The following is an 18,459-nucleotide window of genomic DNA, read 5'->3' on the forward strand; positions in this document are numbered from 1 at the left end:
TACGCTCGCCTTCACTCCGCTCCGGGGCAACCATCCCCGTCTCTCTCTTCAATTCTGCTATTCCCATCTTGGATTTTCACCCTACCCTCTACATTAAATTAGCATGGGGTAGGTGTCTCAGCATCATAGGCACAGAGGGCGTTAGCTAGCTCTTGGCCTAGGAGCCTCGCACTTTCCGCACACTGATGCTAAAATTCCAGGTGCGCCCGCGCACTCGATAACTCCTGTTTGTTGTGGTCCCGCCACGTTTCTTAGTCGTCGTCCGACCGAGCGCGGCAAATCCAACGAATCTCGGTGCATTCGGACAGGATTCCAGGACAGATAGAATGAGGATCCTGAAGAAGTCGTTCTGCTTGGGCGTTGCGATTTGGTCTGCCAGCCAGTCCAATGCTGCTCTTGTGCGAATGCCGGACAACGCGTCAACTCCTGCGAGAAACCAGCGCGAGTATTCGCGACTGAAGCCCGTGGGGTATCGCTTGAGGATGTGTTCCAGGCCTGAAACAATTGCATTGGCGCTACCCCGATACCGGAGCTCCCCAAGAATCCGGATGGCGCAGTAAGCTTCGAACTCATCCCGGATTGGCGGTTGGAGTGCGTCGATCAGGTACTGCCGGTTGAAGGCTGACGGGATAACATGTTCCCGCACCTTGGTGCGCCTGAAAGGGGTGCGGAGTTCTTCTCTGATGATGCGCTTTAAGTCTGTCAGGGATGCGGGAGAAAGGATTTTCCGTGGTTTAAGTTGTGATCTGAGGAGTTTACAGGCCTTCCGGTCAATGCGGCCGACTGTACAGGCACGATGGTGATTGCTGCACACCACAAGTAGGTTGTCCGGATGGTGATTCGCGGGATCGCTATCGATATGATGAAACTCCAACGCGCTGTCCTCGCGGCAATATGGGATAGAGCAGCGATAACCTGCCTCAAGCAGGAGCTGCCTCCTGAGGCTTCGTGGGATTAAAGTGCGGTTCTTGGCTGCCATCGTTCTTGGCTCCATCGCGTTAAGGAACCTTGACTCCGCTAGCTTACTAACGACGAGCCGTCACCCGTGGCCGCTCATTGAACGCCGGCGGCCGTCGGGTGGACGGCCTTGTTAAGCTGCACCTGCCACTCCCTCTCAAGTCGTTCAACGAGCTGCCGTGCGTCATCGTGTGGTCTGAGTGGGACCCCGACGGCCGGGTAGACGGAATCGAGCCATGCGAGATATTTCTCAACTTCTGGATTCCGCAGGACTCGATATGCCTGAAAAGCGAGGATGCGCGCCTCATCGATCGACAGGCTTCGCAGTCGAATCATACGGCCAAAGAGGTCGAACGTGTAGAGTATGTTGTCGAGGGATCGTTCGTCGTCGGAACACTGAAATCCCTGAGCCTGGAACACAAACTGACCCCAATCGAGCCTCTGCGAGAAACGACGAAGTGTCTCGTCGCCGAAGTATCGCGCGGTCAATTCAGCCAACAGCTGCGCGCGATTGGCGTTCGTATTTCGACGAACCTCAACTGCCGCGAATACCAGGCCGAGAACGGTCAAGAGGAGGCCGATACCGGTCAGGACATCGCCGACGCTGATCTGTGAATCCCAAAGCAGAATCATCACGCCTCCAAGTACGGCAAGGGCTGTGGTCGTGCACCCCAACGACCGGCTGGTTCAAGCCCTCGTTGGGCGAAGGTCGTCGCGTCAGAGGTGCAATCCCAGTCGCGGGAGGAGAGCCTCCCACGCCTTGACACCCTTTTCTAGAAAATCATATAAGTCGCCGATCACGAGGCCGGTCTGATCGAGAACGGTTCCGGTCACGATGACATTCGTCGACCCGGAGCCTGTATTCATCGGCGTCGGCATGGGCATCATCGTGATCGATGCGATCGAGTTCGGTGAGATGCCAGTCGAAAGCCGGAGCACTCTTTTTACTTCTGTGAGGCGCGGACAACGGCCCGACTGGCTCTGCCCGGGCTTCGGAGGGTATCCGTGTCGTTCGTTGTTAGCTAAGTCGATCAACACCTGCAACTCGAACGACTGGCGCACGGTGTAAGTGACTGCTTCCTTACTGCGCCCCTGCCTGCCGACCCAGGCATACAAGTGGTTACGAAGATTGGCCACGTTGTTGATCGCGGCGTGAGCCAGATTGCTCAACTGCTCGTCCGACAGGCCGCCTCGCCAATCCTGGTACATGAACACCCAGCCGGGGGCCTGGCCGACAACTGGAGCGAACCTCGACATGTCGTCAATGACGACCTCGCCGATCGCAGCGTATAGGCGCCGCACCCTCGTCTCGAGATCCTCGTCCATGAATCCTCCCGCCTAACGAGGCTGTAGAAAAAGTCAGAATGGCCTCACGGGAAGCCTGTCTTCCCCAAAAAGAGGCAGTCGATTTTGGAGAAATTGGGCAATCCGTGAAAGTCGAATCGGGTTTTTCTACAGCTTCAACGCCCGGCATCAGCCGCGGCGCCCTTTTTGCGCCGGCGGCTGGGTGCAAATGTTAGGCACTCGTGGTGCGTCATTGGTCAGCCACTGGCCTCAAGGCTTACTTCCAGGCTTCGCACGAGATCTTCGTAAAATGCAAAACCTAGCTCCGCAACCTGTATGGGATCCTCACCGAGTAATACTTGACCGAGATGGATAGAGGGGGGGTGAAAGGTGACACCTCGGTTTTTGATCGGTAGCAGGCGATACTGCGGCTTTCCAATTTCTAGTTTGACGTCGCCCCCTTTTGCGCTTGCGGTACCCTTGGCAAAATCAATTGCGAGATCCGTCCCTGGAGGAAGCGTAATACTGATGCCGAGCCCATACATAGTAGCAACCTGCAACGTGTGCTGGTCCGCATGGCGGGCCTGGCCGAGATACTGGAGGAGCGCATCCGTTTTGCGTAGGGAAGCGGCACGGTTAATTTGTTGACAAATGCTAACGATGCGACAATCGCCTACCTCCAGCTTGAGCTTACTCCAAACCTTCTCGAGCCGGTCAACAAATTCCTGCCATGCACGACGATATAAGCCGACATCGGCAGCGTTTCGCATCGTGTCGAGCGTCAAGCGGAGTGCATCAAGTTCGTTTCTAGCTTGGCGAAGCTTCATGATTCTCTCGTCCCGCAATGCTTGCCACTTTTACATGCCTAAGGGTTTGGCGCTCTGCCGCCGGCGCAGCCGAGCGGCTAAAGCGGCTTAGGCCACATCGGCTGCTATCTTGCCGCGCGTTTTCAAGCTACCCTCGAGAACATGCCTGAGGTTCTTTCCTTCTTTTCCTTCGCCTATTCCAAGCTTGCGGAGCCATTGCATGAGGTTCTGAGGTACCTCGACGTGATGTATGGACGCCGCAAGTTGGCTCAGCTGCCTAGTCGACGTTCTCTGCATAGGATATCCGAATGCGTTGATGAAAGAACAAAGCAGCAGGTGAAAAGCGACGAGACGATCCCACCTAGGTCGCCCATCTGCCGCAAGCCCATCGAAGAAAGCATACAGAGGGGACAGTCTTCGCCTGAAGGAGTCTTCTCGGAGGCGATCCTCAAAGGCACCCAAAGATGCAGGAAGATCCCTATCTGCGCACACCTCGCAGGCAACACGCAAATGCCCTTTGAACAGATGGTCGGTGGGATAGTTTGCGTCGTACCCTAGTCCATTGAAGAGAGATACGTCAGTAAGAGCCCACTCCAGAGCCTTTGCATATTTTAAGAACAGGAGGTCGCCTTTCTCAGCGATCCTGGCGTCGATGAAAACGGCTTTCTCCTGGAATCTCTTTAGGTAGCTGAGCAGCACAATCATCCTGTGGATAGTGGTCCTGAAGTAGTAGGAATCCGCTGCCTTCTCATACTGCCCATCCAACTTCAGCCAGCCCTCGCCTTCGTTCTCTTGAAGATTCCAGAGCCGATGGTTGAGGGATTCGGCAGCCTCGAGCACCCTTCCATGGGAATGACCAATCAGCGACCGTAGTTTTTTCCTCTCGGCGTACTCATGCTCAGTGCTGAGGCGATGACGCAGACTCCATCGATCCAGCCAATGCTTGATGACCGGGCCAACCGAGCCAGTCACGAGGCCAACGATCGCGGCGATGATCGCCACCTGAGCTTGCGGGGAGAAATGGCCAAGCCAATGCTCAAGAGCTTCTGTCATATTGTCGTACCCGTTGCGGCCTAACGGCACGCGCTTCACCTGCGCCCTGAGGGCCCAGCCCGAAGGGCGTCAGGTGCAAGCGTTTGTTCGGCGGTCCCTTTATGTCGAAGGTGTCGTTGCTGGCGGTGTAGGCGGTAGCGGAATCTTCAGGGGCTTGCCGCCTGGGTCATTCTGGTTGCACTCTGGCTTCAGGGAATCGTAAAGGTATTTCTCTGCACCGGACCGCTCTTCTTCGGTCGTTATTCCCATCCACGGAAAGCCACATTTATACCTGACGTTCTCCTTAATACATGTGCTGGGTTCTTCAGGCTTCAGGTGGTTGAGCAGACGGTTCTCAAGGTTGTCGGCTTTACCGACATAAAAGCATCCCCATTTGCCGCTCTTGTAGTAAACCCAGAGCACATAGACGCCTGCACTTGTTGGTGCGTACTTACGTACTTCGGCCTCGTTATACGGAGTGTGAAACGCTGACCATGTTCCTACGCTCATCCAATTTTTCCCTTCTTTGCCAAACCGATTGGTTCACGTGCCGCCGTAATAGCTAGATACCGCCGAACTTGTAAGTAGGCTGACCAGCTTCGCGCTGGGGGGAAAAAACGAGGAACACAGCCGTGGCGGTCGGCCTTTTGGCGAATATAGATCTTGAGGATGGAGTTTGCAACGCCTTTTGTGTGCTCGAATTATCCCTGATATGCCCTGATTGGCATAGCGATCAAAGGCGGCAGTTCCGGGCAGTGTAGCAGCAGCGAGAAACACTGAAAAACCTCAAAGCGCATTCCGCCGGACTCCGGACTGCCCGCCACCCCTTGTTGAGGATGTGAGTGTAAATCATGGTTGTCTTGAAATCCTTGTGGCCCAAAAAGCTCGCTCTCACCCATCTCGCCCCTTACTGGTTGGAGGGGAACGACCCGTACCTGTCGGAAGAAAGGAACTATCGCCTCCCGGATCGTGGTGTCCATATGGTGTCCATAACCATGCAAAAATGGGGGAAAATGACGGAAAATACTACCCAAGAAAAATAGGCTGTAAACAGAAAGAAAAAAGGGGCTTAGCACGTGTTTTCAAGCACTTGCCAAACCCCCTGTGGACGGTTCCGGAGACCGACGCTCTAGTCCATCTGAGCTACAGGCGCATCTTGGACTGCCAATGGCTTAACAGAAGGCTAGGCTACCATAGATTCGGATGTGGTGTCCATATGGTGTCCCCGCCTGGCTCGTGCGTTGTTGCGGCGGACCCCTGGAAAGTTGGCGTATCGCTGCCTGCGAAATAGCCGCGACCGGAAAAGTTCAACGCGAAGGTCGCTGAGATCGCGGGGAATTGACTCATGACACCGTTGACAAACACATTTTCCGATCTGCCGCCTCCTTTAATATAATGCTCGGCACGGCAGGGGGGAATCGACATGCTCTGGTGGACATTGCAGCAGCTGAAGTCGTCACGATGGCAGACGCGGGTAGAAGCCGCTGCATGCCTGGGGGCATCGAATCAAAAGAGGGCCGTGCCGGCTTTGATCCAGGCCGTGGGCGATCAGAACGCGCAGGTGCGCCTTGCGGTCATCAACGCCCTAGCCTTGCTCCGCCACCCTGCCGCCGCGGAACCCCTCGCGGTGGCGCTGGCCGACATTTCCCGTCGGCCCAAGGGAGCCCGAACCGGAGCGGAGAGCGCCGAGTATGAGGCCTTGGCCGGAGCCCTCGGAGCGTTGGGGTCTGCCGCGGTTTCATCTTTGTTGCGCCTGCTCGACTCCGACGACGGGGAGACACGCCGCTGGGCCGCCCATGCTCTTGGGCTCACGCGGGATCCTCGGGCTGCCGCGCCGCTGGTGAAAAGGCTGGCTGACAGTCGCTCCGAGGCGCGCAAGGCGGCAGCGCTCGCCCTGGGCCAGATCGGTGACCCGCAAGCGCTTGATCCTTTAATCAAGGCGCTGGCCAACCGTGATCACGAAACCCGCCGCGCCGCGGCAGTTGCCCTTGGGACAATCGGCAGCGACCGGGCCGTCGACGCCTTGTGCGCCATCTCCGAAGATCCGAACGAACCAGTTCAGCTGGCGGTGGTGGAGGCTCTGAGCCGCGTCGGCGGACTGCGAGCCGGTGCAGGCCTGAGAGGGATCGTCGACGGCGCCAGGAAAAACGTTCGTGAGGCCGCCCTGGTTGCGTTGAACTCACTGAAGCTTGCGCCGGCTACCGCAGGGGAGCGCGCCCTGGCGGCGGTCATGACCGGAGATTTTGCGGCGGCCACGCGTGAAGGCGACGCCGCGGCAGGGGCGCTGATCGCAACCCTCAGTTCCAAAGATCCGGCCAGGCGGCGGCAGGCAGCAGAAGCTCTTGGACTGCTGCGTGCGCCGTGCGCGGTCGAGCCGCTACTGCGGGCGCTGAGAGATTTTGACCCGGCGGTTCAGAATGCAGCTGCCGGGGCGCTCGTGGGTACGGGCGCCGCGGCGCTCGAGGGGTTGGTGGGCATGCTTTCGCACCATGATCCCGGTGCACAACGCCTGGCGGCGCGCGCCCTCGGCGAGATCGGCGACCCGCGGGCCGCGGGCGCCCTGGCCAGTGCTATCGAGCAAAATGGCATCATTCCGAATGAGTACATGGAACTAATTGAAGTGCTTCGAGCTTCGGTTGACGCTCTGGCAGCGATCCTGGCAAGGTGCCCTCCCGCCATTTCGATGGGCGATCTGCAGCGCATCGCCGCGCTTCCGGACGCCGTCCGCCAGGATGCATCCGCCGGCAGGGGAGAACCGGTCATCGATTGTGAGCCGGTCCGGGATCTTGCCCGTCAGGAATTGCAGCGGCGTAGTGCGTGACCAAAGACGGTGATTTCATCGGGGAGGCCGTCGCTGATGAGCGTTCATATCGTGACTGGAGCCTACGGATACTCAGGCAGGTATATCGCGGCCCGCCTCCTCGGCGAAGGGGAGACTGTCCGAACCATCACAGACTCAGTGAACCGGCCTCATCCCTTTGGTGACAGAGTCAAAGGGGAACCGTTTCATTTCAATGAACCTGATAAGCTCGTCGCCGCTCTCCGCGGTGCCGACGTGCTTTACAATACCTACTGGGTTCGTTTCAATTATCGGGATTTCACCCATGCGATGGCAGTTGAAAACACCCGCAAGCTTTTCGCCGCCGCCAGGGAAGCCGGTGTCCGCCGGGTTGTTCACGTCAGCATCACAAATCCTTCGGAGGATAGTGACCTCGAGTACTTCAGCGGCAAGGCGCGGCTCGAACGCGAGCTGGCGGACTCAGGTCTTTCGTTCGCAATCCTCCGCCCTGCAGTTCTGTTCGGGAAAGAAGACATCCTGGTGAACAACATCGCCTGGACGTTGCGCCGCCTGCCGGTGTTTGGCGTTTTCGGTGACGGGAGGTATCGTCTCCAGCCTATATACGTGGATGATCTGGCGGAACTTGCGGTGCGCGAAGGGAAAGGGGACAGAAACGTCATCGTCGATGCTGTCGGACCTGAGACGTTCACTTTTCGAGGCCTGGTCGAAGCGATTGGAGCGATCATCGGAAAACGACGGCCGCTTCTCTCTGTCCCCCCATGGCTCGGATACCTTGCGGCCACCGTGATTGGAAAGACCGCGGGAGACGTCTTCCTGACACGCGACGAGATCGAAGGCCTGATGCGGGGTCTCCTGTGCACGGCATCCGAGCCTGCCGGTAAAACCAGGCTCACGGATTGGGCCAGGCGCCACGCGGACCGGCTTGGGATTCATTATGCGAGCGAGCTGGCGCGCCGCCTCCATCGTAACCGGGCATATCACACTGATGCCGAGAGGTGAGACTATGAATCGATGCCTTCTGCATTTCATCCGCGGCCCGCAGCTGCAGGTGAGGAGCGTTGTCTTGATTCGGCTCGCGGTCGGCCTGATTTTTGCCACTCAGGGTATCCTCAAATACACCGATCCCAGGATGGGTGTGGAACGCTTTACCAGGATCGGATTTCCGCACCCGTTGTTTACGGCGCACTTCGTCGGAGCCTTTGAGATTATCTGCGGCACGCTGGTGCTCGCCGGCCTTGCGACCCGCATCGCCGCTGTGCCCCTTCTGATCGTGATCTGCACCGCGATCGCGACCACAAAGATCCCCGAGCTGGCGCGTCCTGAGCAGGGGTTCTGGTTTATGGCCAGCGATGCCCGCACCGATTTTGCCATGCTGTGTTCATTACTGTTTTTGATCGCCGGCGGAGCTGGACGGCTCTCCATCGACAATTGGCGGTCGTCACGGGGGAGATAGCTGTTTTTTAAATGGCTCGTGGCGCCTTCGAGTCTCTGGGGGAGGGTACCGGCGTCACTCAGGTGACTGATACTCCCGAAAGCCTCAGCGGCCTCCGCTAATTATTGGAGGGGGTAGCGGGGAAACCGGCAACGGAGCTCTTCTCCTCGGGAAAGGGTATAATCCACAACTATCATGGTGGAAAAACTCCTGGCACCTCCATATGGCGCTCCGGCAAAGCAGATCTGGAAGAGCTGGAAATGGATCGGACTGGTTGTTTATGCGGCTGTCCTGTTATTCAATCGCTGGCTGCCAGGCCCGGTCATCGTCGTCGGGTACATCTACGGAATTGTGGCTGTTGCCAACCTGCTCTTCCATCTCTTCCGGTACCTGAAGAACCGGCTGTTCTGGCGCGTCCGCAATCGATTGATCGGCGCGTTTTTCTTCGTCGGAATTATTCCGCTGGTGGTGCTTTTCGGATTGGCGTTCCTGTCGGGATACGTGCTGCTGGGACAGTTAGCAGGGCGCTATCTGGACAATTCCCTTCACGATCTTGAGCATCAGCTCACGGAGATCAATGCGGAACTTGCCGGGCGTGTGCCACGCTCGGGCGCCAATATTGCCTTTACGGATCTGGCTTCAGGAACCCTTGCCGATCATGGCGGGCAATTCCCCCGCCTGGCAGCGCGCCTGCTGCACAAAAATCCCGACGGCAGGCTCGAAATCATTTCCGAGTGGGACCCGCACCAGATCGAAAAGGATCAATCTCCTTATCCGGGCGACAAGTGGCTGGGCGACCAGCGCACATTTGACGGGCTGGTGAGGGAAGGGGGAACAGCATTGATGATGAGTCTCCGGCCCGTACCCAAGTCGGATGGACTTTATCTGGCGGTATCGGCGCCGCTGGACCGGTTCATTGAAGAGAGGCTGCAAAGAGAAAAATCAATATATTTCACGGTCATTGGCGTAGGCAGCACCGATGTGGTCGTCACCAGTACCTCGGTTGAGGTGAAAGTCAAGGACAAAGGATCCGCAAAGAGCAGCAAGGACATCACGAATCAAGTGGAATCGTTGCAATCCCGGCGCCGGAGTGATCGGCGGCGCATGGCCTCATGGGCTGTGGTTCTCGACGGCAAAGAGTACTCCAGCGGGAATCAGAAAAGAGTCGGCATGGCCGTGCTTCACGTGCCGGTAGCAACGGTCTATCAATACAGCGTGGGCGAAAGTGACCTCCAGGGCCAGATCCTTCTCAAGCTGGTTTACGTGTTGGCCGGCATGTTTGTGTTTGTGGAACTTGTGTCCCTGGTGATCGGCTTTACCATTAGCCGCCGGATTACGCGTTCCGTGCATGATATGTACCAGGGTACCCTGGCGATTCAGAAAGGGGATCTGCAGCACATCATTCCCGTGCGGCGCAAGGATCAACTCGGCCTGTTGGCCCACTCCTTCAACCAGATGAGTGCCTCAATCGCGCGTCTGCTGGAAGAGGTCAGCGAGAAGAAGCGGCTGGAGCAGGAGCTGGAAATCGCGCGCGAGGTCCAGGCCACGCTGTTCCCGAAGCAGCTTCCCCGGCCGCGAGGGATGGCAATCTTCGGAGGATGCGAACCGGCCCGGGTTGTCAGCGGCGATTATTATGATTTCATAGTGGAGGACGAAGCCAGACTCGACATCGTAGTCGCAGACATCAGCGGCAAAGGGATATCGGCGGCGCTGCTCATGGCCAACCTCCAGGCCGCCATGCGCAACCAACTTCTTTCGATCAAGCATGACAGCCCCGAGGACATCGAGAAGAGCCTGGCCGACGTGATGGCGCATCTGAATCAGCAGATCTACCTCAACAGCCCGGCCGAGAAGTACGCCACCTTGTTTCTGAGCCGGTACGATGCTGAGTCACGCCGTCTCTGGTATTGCAACGCCGGGCACCTGCCACCGATTCTCCTGAGTTCACATGGGGTGCAGATGCTGGAAGCTACGGGCATGGTGATCGGTCTGTTCTCAAGCGCCAGTTACCAGGCCAAATCCATAGAGCTGACGCCGGGCAGTCTCCTCGCCATTTTTACCGATGGTGTTACCGAGGCCGTCAACAAGGACGACGAGGAATTTGGTGAAGAGCGGTTGCTGGCGGCTCTCAGGCAGGCACAGGCACGCTCCCCTGAAGGGGTATACAGATTTGTCATCGAAACCATCCGCGCATGGCAGGGCGACCTGCCGCAGCACGACGACATCACACTGATTGTGGCCAAAGCCGGGTAACTGGCGCAAGGAGGCTGCATGAATGCCGATCTCAGGGAACTGTACCGATCATTTCCTACACCCAGGTTGCGGGAAATCGCCGCCTCGGACACATCCGAGTATCGCATCGAGGCAATTGAAGCTGCCCAGGCGGAACTGGACATGCGCGGAGAAAGTTGGCGGGACGAATCAGTCGAAGCGGAGGGAGCCGGGCGGGAAGAGAGCGACGTCGAGGCCGGCGCCAACGAGACGATCGCAAAACTGGAGCGCGGCCCTTGGCTCAAGTGGGAAGAGATCGGCACCCAAGAAGGTCCTCATACCATGAGGTTCTATCGTGCGAAGCTGCCCGGGGGTTGGCTGGTTTATGCGTGCGAAGGTCCCACCGAGGGAGACAGTGTCTGGAATTATCGCCTCTCGCCAAGTAATGCCGCCGGCCTGACCTATATTCCCGACTCGAATCACGAGTGGGACGGCGGGTCTATGCCCTAGCCCGGATTGTGCGTGAATGTGCGACCAAAATGCAGTTTTGGACGCGTGAGTTGAGGGACACCCACCATTTTTGCCGGATTTCGGCAAGCTTTGCCTGTAAACTCATTTTGAGAATGGCCGAAACCATCGCATCGGGAGTTTTAAGACACTGGTCGGGGAGGGCTCAGTCATGTCCAAATGTATCATGGTGCGGATTACAGCGGCCCTGAGCATGCTCGCCGTTTTTTTCCTGGGTTATTCAGTGTGGATGGAGACAAGTGCCGCCTCTTTGAAACCCGCAGAGTTGGTGCAATGGCATGTGGCTTCCATCGGGACTCCCGAAGCTCGGGTTGCGACTCGAAATCGTGTGGTTAACGGGACAGCGCAGATCATTTTTCGGTTGGGGGGCAAGGGCCAGGCCCAGGGACAAGGAAGCATTGTCAGCGAGGGAGGGAGGATTCGCCTTCAGATGCTGTTCGGCGCCCTCGAGTACACCAGCGAGGATTTCAGGTTTGATGGAAGCCACGTTTATGTAGGCTTTATCAGCCCGGGAGTACGCTCACGCCTCGGAGATTTTGTATTTGGCAACGACATTTTATTAAGAGAAGGTCTCCTCGGCGGGATCCTTTCAACGGCCTGGCCGCTGCTGGATCTGGACAAGAGACAGCCGAAGTTGGAATATACGGGGCTCAAAAATCAGGCAGGCAGGAAGCTTCATGAGCTGAAATACAAAGCGAGAAAGGGTGGAGGAGACTTACAGGTATGGCTTTACTTCGATCCGGAAACCTATCGCCACATGCGAACCCGCTATAAGCTGGTTATGATGGCCCCAATGGCTACGAGGTACGACCAGTCCTCACAACAGCTGGGAAGTACGTTCACTCTTACTGAGGATTTTAGTGACTTCAGGGTCTTTGACGGCCTCACTCTCCCCTGTGTTTATAGGTTGAATCTCGCTATTGAGCAGCAAACCAGTGCGTTCCTGAGCGATTGGAGCATTACGGTCAGTCAGATCATGCGCAATCAGCAGTTGGATCCCAACTTATTCTCAGTCCGGTGAGATCGGTCTCCAGCCTGAATTATTCACATTCCCCCGTGAGGCAAACGGTCTCTGAGAGCTGCAAGCCTGGCAATTGCTGCAATTCCTATTGATCCCATGCCGATGCGAGCTTAAACTTCACCGATATTCGGATTCTCACTAAAGGATGTAGGAGCGGGTTGATGATTGCTCTATCCCACTGAGGCTCACCCCTCAGTCGCTGTCGATCTGCCCGAATTGGCCCTACATTTCGTTATCCAACACCAGGCGAGTGAGGCGTCCATGATCGGTAAGAGGCTCGGGCAATATCGCGTGGTCGAGAAACTCGGCGGCGGCATGGGGGTCGTTTACAAGGCCGAAGATACCAGGCTCAACCGGCCCGTCGCGCTCAAGTTCCTGCCGGAGAGACCGGCACAAGACCGGCAGGCTCTGGAACGATTCCAGCGCGAAGCTCAGGCGGCCTCCGCTCTGAATCATCCTAATATCTGACCGATCGCGATGTAATCGTGCTGAACTACCAGGCGAAAGTCTTGTTATGACCGAATCTATCATGCGCCCCAGAAACGGCGATCGGGAAAGCAGATCGGGGAACCACGCTAACGCAATGCACACTATCAAGGGGGACTTTCGAGGACGGGCGAGCGAAACCCTGGAGGAAGCAAACAGGCGGCTCCCCTTGCAGCGTGCCAACCAGGTAGTAGGCCCGAGGCTCCGCAGCAACACCCATCCCCGGCCCCTCCTGCTCCCTCCAGTTCTAACCTTTTGGTGCGCGGGTGTCTCTATATCAATGGAGCGCGAAACAGGAAAGCGGATAATAGATGAGTGATGACCCAAGCGGACGCCGGCACGCCGGACGAAATCCTCGTTGTGGCAGCAATCCTGGGAGATCTTGCCGCTTTTGACGTGCTTGCACGCCGATACCGCTCCGCGGTTTTCCGTACGGCACGGACGATCGTTCCCCCAGAAGATGCTGATGATGTGGCCCAGGAGGCGCTCCTGCTTGCTTTCAAGGCTTTGCCCTCGCTGGAGGAACCGGCCAAGTTTCCCGCCTGGCTGCATGCGATCACGCGCCGCTGCGCCTTGCGTTACCAGGACCGCAGCCGGGCGCACCACCGCGGGCGCGTGGCACTTGACGAAGCGATCCTGCAACAGGTTCCCGCCCTCGGGCGCCGTTCGGCCGGACACGGCAGAGCAGAGGAACTGAATTGGGCGCTTGAAGGAATCCCGCAGGACTACGGGTTGGTCTTGCGGCTGCATTTCTTCGACGAAATGCCCCTGAAGCGGATAGCCGGCTTCCTCGGCATATCGTTGGCAACCGCAAAATGGCGCGTCTTTCATGGCAAGAAACTGTTGCGCGAGCAATTCGAGGCGCTTCAGCAAAGGAAGACTGAAAAATGGAAAGAGAAAAAGAGATAAGAAAATTGGTCAATGTGCTGCTGCAGACCGCGCGCATGGGTTTCCAGTCCGAATGGACTGGTTCCGGAAGCAGTGATGCGGCGGCATTGTGCGTGGATCGCTACAACCGGATCCTGGCATGCCTTAAAGAGCATGAGCCGGAAATCTCGGCTGTGTTTGAGCCGCTGGCAGCCGGCAGTTCACTCACGACGGCAGCCATCGCCTGCCGGCAGCTGGCTTCCTATTTTGAGGACGAGACCGGCTGGTCCTCCCGATGGAAGACCGCTTACAACAGCGCCTGTGACCCGAAAGCCTTTAAGGAATTCTGGCGCAGATCCGCAAAGGACGTTCAGGACCTGGGCGAATACATGCGCGAATGCGCCGAGGAATGGGCCCGGCGCCGGAAGGCCAAAACAGAGGGCGAGCCGCCTGGAGCGCCGTCTCCCCATCGGCCCGAGTGATCTGTGAGCAGGTGTCAGGCCTGGAAAAGCTGCATGATTCAGCTCGATCTGCTGGCGATAGCAGTGCCGGCGGCTTTTGTAGTGGTTGTGTCCATCACGCTCTCTTTGTCGATCACACCTGTCGGACCAGCCACTTCATAATGTCTTTCCATGTGACGATGCCTTCAACGGTTCGGTTGGGCCGAACGATTGGCAGACAGGAGATCTTGCTGTTTAACATCAAAACAGCAGCCTCATTGACGGTATGATCCTTGGATGCTGTGATCAGTCTCCGGCTCATGATTTGGTGCACCCGTTTCTTTAGCGTGCGCAGGTCTTCCGAGCGCTCACCCAGCGTGGAAATGAACGGGCTGACAGCTTTCAATAAATCGCGATCAGAAACCACTCCGACCAAGGTGCCGTCTTCGTCGAGGACCAGAAGATGATGGAAACGAAAACGCTCAAAAATCGCCTGGATGGTTTGGACCTCATCATCCATTCCCACGGTGACGATTTGGGTGGTCATGATCTGTTGGAGAAGTATCTGATTGCCTTGTTCACCCTCCCGGGATGTGTCGACTGGGAGAGTGTCAATCGCTATGCGGTAATGGGGCAAAAGATTTTGAAAAGCGACCCCCATGCCCTCCCCTTCCAGGCGGCGGCTGACCTTGGCTTGTGTCCTGACATCAACCGCGCCAACACTAAAGCGCAGGTTCAAAATCGAACCCTCAGGAAGAGGGTCCAATGTCTCAATCCATGCGCCTGTGACGCTTAAGTTTGTGATCCGGTTGAGGCCGAGATGACCAAGGGCCTCGCACTCCACCTCACAAACGTAAGCAAACCGCCTGGCTCGCCGCAGCTCCGGTTGGGTACTAGCCATGTTTAGCGCTTCTTTCACGAATCAGGATGATCGCCGGCGCCTGATAGGTGCAGCACTCCCTTGGAATCTCACTTGGGCTGACCTGGGGGCTTGCCCGAGAGTGGCTTTTCTGCCCGGGCTTGGTCGGCGAATTGAATGGGGACATTTGCATCCTCGCTACCTACAAGAACGCAAAACAGCGGAAATCGCCTACCTAATATTTTTTGGTCGGGTACGTTAAACAATGGAAGGCTGGAAACCTCTGAAACCGAAGGAGTGAGGTGGCGCACCCGGCCCGACTCGAACGGGCGGCCTGCGGATTCGAAGTCCCTCCAAGAGGTGCTTCGCAAGTCATGCGATTCTGGCGAATTACGCGAATCCCCGCATCATTACAGGCTCCAAATAGGATCTGAGATCGTCCACCTATTCCACCGGAGATCACAGTTGCCACACAATTTCCTACACTGTTCCTACAAGGAGTGCCGCAGAGGGCAAAACAGGCGACTCGGCGTTGACTGATGACCGAGGGGTCCCGGGTTGGTGCGACCCCTTGCCAGGGTGGGTATCGAGATATGGGACCCACCCCACATTCGCACAAGCCCAATTTTTTTGGCCCCAATTCCTTGCGTCCGATGATCGAGCTAAGCGAGCAGGCCTGAGCCCTCGCGGGCCTGCCCTGATCTCCTAAAACGCAATTTTTGCGTCCGAATCGTAACTTCCGATAAGCGGACTATACAACAATTGGCGCAGCGTTTCCCTGCAAGTATCGGTGAAATCAAGGGCAACCGGAGGTAAGGTGTGACTCGGCGTCATTCCAAACTTCCCTGTCACTCTCAATGATTGGCCCATTTGCAGGAGCTGAAATTCGCGCAGAAGACGACAGATTCAGCTTTTGCAGAACGGCGAACCTCACTTATAATGGCTTCCATTGCAATTGATGTCCTTGCAGTGCGTGACTTGCCGTTGCGCAGGCATCTATGCCCGAGATCGGCCAGAGCATTTCGCACTATCGGATTACCGAGAAAATTGGCGCAGGCGGCATGGGCGAAGTCTTCCTCGCTGAAGACACCTCGCTCAATCGCAAGGTCGCCATGAAGTTCCTCCCTCCCGAGATGCAACGCGATGAAACCGCCCACAGGCGGTTCATTCGGGAGGCCCGTTCTGCAGCGGCGCTCGACCATCCCTTCATCTGTCATATCAACGAAGTTGCCAAATCAGGTGACCGGGACGTCATCGTCATGGAATATGTCGAGGGCCAGTCGCTTAAAGACAAGATCCTGCAAGGCCCGCTCCCGGCCGAAGAGGTGCTGACCTTTGGCGTCGAAGTGGCCGACGCCCTCGAAGCCGCCCACGCCAAGGGGATCATCCACCGAGACATCAAACCCGGAAACATCATGCTGACGCAGACCGGGCACGCTAAAGTGATGGACTTCGGGCTGGCGAAACAGTTGGTTGGGTCCGGCGGAACCGAGAGTGCGGCGGACACTGTCACCGCTCTGACCTCGGACGGGAGCACGGTGGGAACACTGGCTTACATGTCGCCCGAGCAGTTGCGCGCGCAGGATGCCGACGGGCGCAGCGACATCTGGGCGCTGGGGGTGACGCTCTTTGAGATGGCGACGGGCACGCGGCCGTTTCATGGCCAAAGCAGCTTTGAGCTGACCTCGGCAATTCTGAACCGGGAACCATGGCCGCTTCCCTCCGAGGTGTCTGCGGAACTGGGCGCGGTAATCGAGCGCTGTCTGCAGAAGGACCCGGGGAAGCGGTATCAGCATGCCGGCGAGGTGCGGGCGGCTCTGGAAAAGATCCGATCGGGAACATCGGACGCCTGGGCGCCATGGCGATACTGGCTGAGGCGTCACCGCTGGCTGGCTCTGGCAGCTGGGATCGTAGCAGTGGTTGCGGTGCTGGCGGCGCTGGATGTGGGCGGCGTCCGCAATCGATTGGTGGGCGTCTTCGCGGGGCCGAAGTATCGCTCGCTGGCCATCCTGCCGCTGGAGAATCGCACCGGTGATCCCGCACAAGAGAATTTCGTTGATGGAATGACCGACACTCTGATCGCGGAGGTGTCGAAGATCCGCCCGCTGAGGGTAACGAACCGCTACTCGGTGATGCGCTACAAGGGGGCGAAGAAGTCACTTCTGGAGATTGCCCGAGACCTGGGAGTGGAAACGGTTATGACGGCCTCGGTGGCACGTGAGGCCGACCGCGTGCGCGTGACGGCCCAGCTGATCGAGGCGGCCACCGACCGGAGCCTGTGGACCGAGACCTACGAGCGTGAACTGGCCGGCATCCTGTGGATTCAGGGCGAGGTGGCGCGCGCTGTCGCCCGGACGATCAGGATCAGACTGGCGCCGCAGGAAGAGGCGCGCCTTGCCGGCAAGCGCGAGGTGAATCCTGCCGCCTATGAAGCCTACCTGAGGGGGATTGGTACCCTGGAGCAAGACGCTCGGACACGACAGCAAGGCATGGCATTTCTTCTTGAGGCGCTGGAGAAGGATCCATCGGATCCGCTGACCAATGCGCGGCTGGCGCTTGGCTACATCTCCCTCTTGCACGGAGAGAATCCTCCTGAAGACGCATTACCGCGAGCGAAAGCGGCAGTCCGGACCGCGCTGGAGCTGGACAGCAACCTGGCTGAGGCGCACGCCGCCTCGGGCATGCTCAAGGGCTACGACGACTGGGACTGGGAGGGCGGAATACGGGAGATGCAACTGGCCCTGGAAATCAACCCCAGCTTTGCTAATGCCCGATACCACCTGGCGTGGTTCTATGTGTTGCTGGGGCGCATAAACGAGGCTATCGCTGAGCATAAGCGCGCCCAGGAAATCGATCCTTTTGTGGCGCAGTATACCTCCCAGTTCGCATGGTTGTACAGGACAATACGCCGGAACGAAGAGGCGATCAAAGAGGCGCAAAAGGTAATCGAAATGTACCCCAACGGTGGGACCATCGCCCACTACGTCCTGGGACTCGTTCACCAGGACAGAGGGAGGTACGACGAGGCTATCGCGGAGATCCAAAAAGCGGCTGCGGTCAATCCCAGATGGAAGTGGGCGCTCGGGCCTACGTATGCCTCGGCCGGACGGACGTCCGACGCACGGAACGTGGTAGCTGAAATGAAGCAGCAGAAGATCAGCGGATGGCTCGCTTACTGGTTCGCGCAGGTTTATGCGGCCCTCGGGGAAAAAGATGAGGCATTCCGATGGCTGAACTACGAGCACCCCCACATCTGGGCCCCATGGCTTTTGAAAAAGGACTTCGCCGAGATGCGATTGTTATGGGATGATCCACGGTTTAGGGAACTCCAGGCCCGGATGCACGTTCCACAGTAGCACCGTCCAGGCGAGACGGACAGGAAGGATCGGCTGCCGTTTAAGCAGTTGCTCCTGGCCCGCAACACGCACATTGCAATCCGAACGGCCTGAAATTGTGGTTGTTGTAGTGAATCAGAGCGGCCGTGGATGGCTGAATGCGCAGGGCTTGCTCGGATCGAGAGGTTAGAAACGGATCAGTTGTCCAAATACGGTCTTGTGGGAAGTTGACGTCGGTCGGCTGATGAGTTGCCACTTGGCCGTCCTATGAAAGGGGATGTCAAGAAAATACCTCACCGTCCCAGGGACTGGGTAGATTTTTTCGAGACAGCCAGCCATCTCTCGGATCGTGCACCCAGTTGACTCTGCGGCACCATTTATTGACATCGCCCGACGTCTAT

The 18,459-nt window shown here is 57.6% G+C and carries 16 protein-coding genes and 1 pseudogene; 10 read left to right on the plus strand and 7 right to left on the minus strand.

Translation table 11 applies throughout. The features are described from left to right. Positions 1–157: 157 nt before the first annotated feature. The 6 genes from LAP85_27260 to LAP85_27285 form a co-directional block, all read right to left on the minus strand. The gene (locus tag LAP85_27260) at positions 158–646 is read right to left on the minus strand and encodes a hypothetical protein (protein ID MBZ5500111.1); all 489 of its coding nucleotides are present in this window, start codon (positions 644–646) and stop codon (positions 158–160) included. Positions 647–1,053: 407 nt separating this feature from the next. Further along, positions 1,054–1,590 carry a hypothetical protein gene (locus LAP85_27265; protein ID MBZ5500112.1) on the minus strand — a complete coding sequence of 179 codons (537 nt, stop codon included), beginning with the start codon at positions 1,588–1,590 and terminating at the stop codon, positions 1,054–1,056. 84 nt (positions 1,591–1,674) lie between these two features. Then, on the minus strand, positions 1,675–2,283 hold the full coding sequence (locus LAP85_27270; protein ID MBZ5500113.1) for a hypothetical protein: 609 nt from the start codon (positions 2,281–2,283) through the stop codon (positions 1,675–1,677). A gap of 215 nt (positions 2,284–2,498) precedes the next feature. Further along, positions 2,499–3,068: a hypothetical protein gene (locus LAP85_27275; GenBank protein ID MBZ5500114.1), complete on the minus strand. Its 570-nt coding sequence runs from the start codon at positions 3,066–3,068 to the stop codon at positions 2,499–2,501. A gap of 87 nt (positions 3,069–3,155) precedes the next feature. Next, positions 3,156–4,049, minus strand: a complete 894-nt coding sequence (locus tag LAP85_27280) for a hypothetical protein (GenBank protein ID MBZ5500115.1) — start codon at positions 4,047–4,049, stop codon at positions 3,156–3,158. Between the two features lie 150 nt (positions 4,050–4,199). Continuing rightward, positions 4,200–4,589 (minus strand): GIY-YIG nuclease family protein, encoded by a 390-nt coding sequence (locus tag LAP85_27285; protein ID MBZ5500116.1) that lies wholly within the window; start codon positions 4,587–4,589, stop codon positions 4,200–4,202. A 913-nt stretch (positions 4,590–5,502) separates the two neighbouring features. On the opposite strand from LAP85_27285, the gene LAP85_27290 reads away from it, so the two are divergent. The 9 genes and pseudogenes from LAP85_27290 to LAP85_27330 all read left to right on the plus strand — a co-directional run bounded on the left by LAP85_27290 (position 5,503) and on the right by LAP85_27330 (position 13,906). Continuing rightward, entirely contained in the window at positions 5,503–6,900 is a 1,398-nt protein-coding gene (locus LAP85_27290) for a HEAT repeat domain-containing protein (protein ID MBZ5500117.1), read from the plus strand. Positions 6,901–6,936: 36 nt separating this feature from the next. Beyond that, positions 6,937–7,878, plus strand: coding sequence for an NAD(P)H-binding protein (locus tag LAP85_27295; protein ID MBZ5500118.1), 942 nt, complete (start codon positions 6,937–6,939; stop codon positions 7,876–7,878). A 4-nt stretch (positions 7,879–7,882) separates the two neighbouring features. Continuing rightward, positions 7,883–8,332, plus strand: coding sequence for a DoxX family protein (locus tag LAP85_27300; protein MBZ5500119.1), 450 nt, complete (start codon positions 7,883–7,885; stop codon positions 8,330–8,332). A gap of 174 nt (positions 8,333–8,506) precedes the next feature. After that, positions 8,507–10,564, plus strand: coding sequence for a SpoIIE family protein phosphatase (locus LAP85_27305; GenBank protein ID MBZ5500120.1), 2,058 nt, complete (start codon positions 8,507–8,509; stop codon positions 10,562–10,564). 18 nt (positions 10,565–10,582) lie between these two features. After that, the gene (locus LAP85_27310) at positions 10,583–11,032 is read left to right on the plus strand and encodes a hypothetical protein (GenBank protein ID MBZ5500121.1); all 450 of its coding nucleotides are present in this window, start codon (positions 10,583–10,585) and stop codon (positions 11,030–11,032) included. 169 nt (positions 11,033–11,201) lie between these two features. Further along, positions 11,202–12,071 (plus strand): hypothetical protein, encoded by an 870-nt coding sequence (locus LAP85_27315; protein ID MBZ5500122.1) that lies wholly within the window; start codon positions 11,202–11,204, stop codon positions 12,069–12,071. Positions 12,072–12,332: 261 nt separating this feature from the next. Further along, positions 12,333–12,536, plus strand: a pseudogene (locus tag LAP85_27320) (serine/threonine protein kinase). A 339-nt stretch (positions 12,537–12,875) separates the two neighbouring features. Continuing rightward, positions 12,876–13,466 carry a sigma-70 family RNA polymerase sigma factor gene (locus LAP85_27325; GenBank protein MBZ5500123.1) on the plus strand — a complete coding sequence of 197 codons (591 nt, stop codon included), beginning with the start codon at positions 12,876–12,878 and terminating at the stop codon, positions 13,464–13,466. Then, positions 13,445–13,906 carry a hypothetical protein gene (locus LAP85_27330; protein ID MBZ5500124.1) on the plus strand — a complete coding sequence of 154 codons (462 nt, stop codon included), beginning with the start codon at positions 13,445–13,447 and terminating at the stop codon, positions 13,904–13,906. The genes LAP85_27325 and LAP85_27330 overlap by 22 nt, the downstream gene beginning before the upstream one ends. Before the next feature lie 112 nt (positions 13,907–14,018). Here LAP85_27330 and LAP85_27335 read toward each other — a convergent pair whose 3' ends face one another. Beyond that, positions 14,019–14,765: a CBS domain-containing protein gene (locus tag LAP85_27335; protein MBZ5500125.1), complete on the minus strand. Its 747-nt coding sequence runs from the start codon at positions 14,763–14,765 to the stop codon at positions 14,019–14,021. A gap of 956 nt (positions 14,766–15,721) precedes the next feature. Here LAP85_27335 and LAP85_27340 point away from each other — a divergent pair. Further along, positions 15,722–18,079: a protein kinase gene (locus tag LAP85_27340; GenBank protein ID MBZ5500126.1), complete on the plus strand. Its 2,358-nt coding sequence runs from the start codon at positions 15,722–15,724 to the stop codon at positions 18,077–18,079. Positions 18,080–18,459 lie beyond the last annotated feature (380 nt).

Source organism: Terriglobia bacterium (genome assembly GCA_020072565.1).
In the GTDB taxonomy this organism is placed as follows: Bacteria; Acidobacteriota; UBA6911; order UBA6911; family UBA6911; genus JAFNAG01.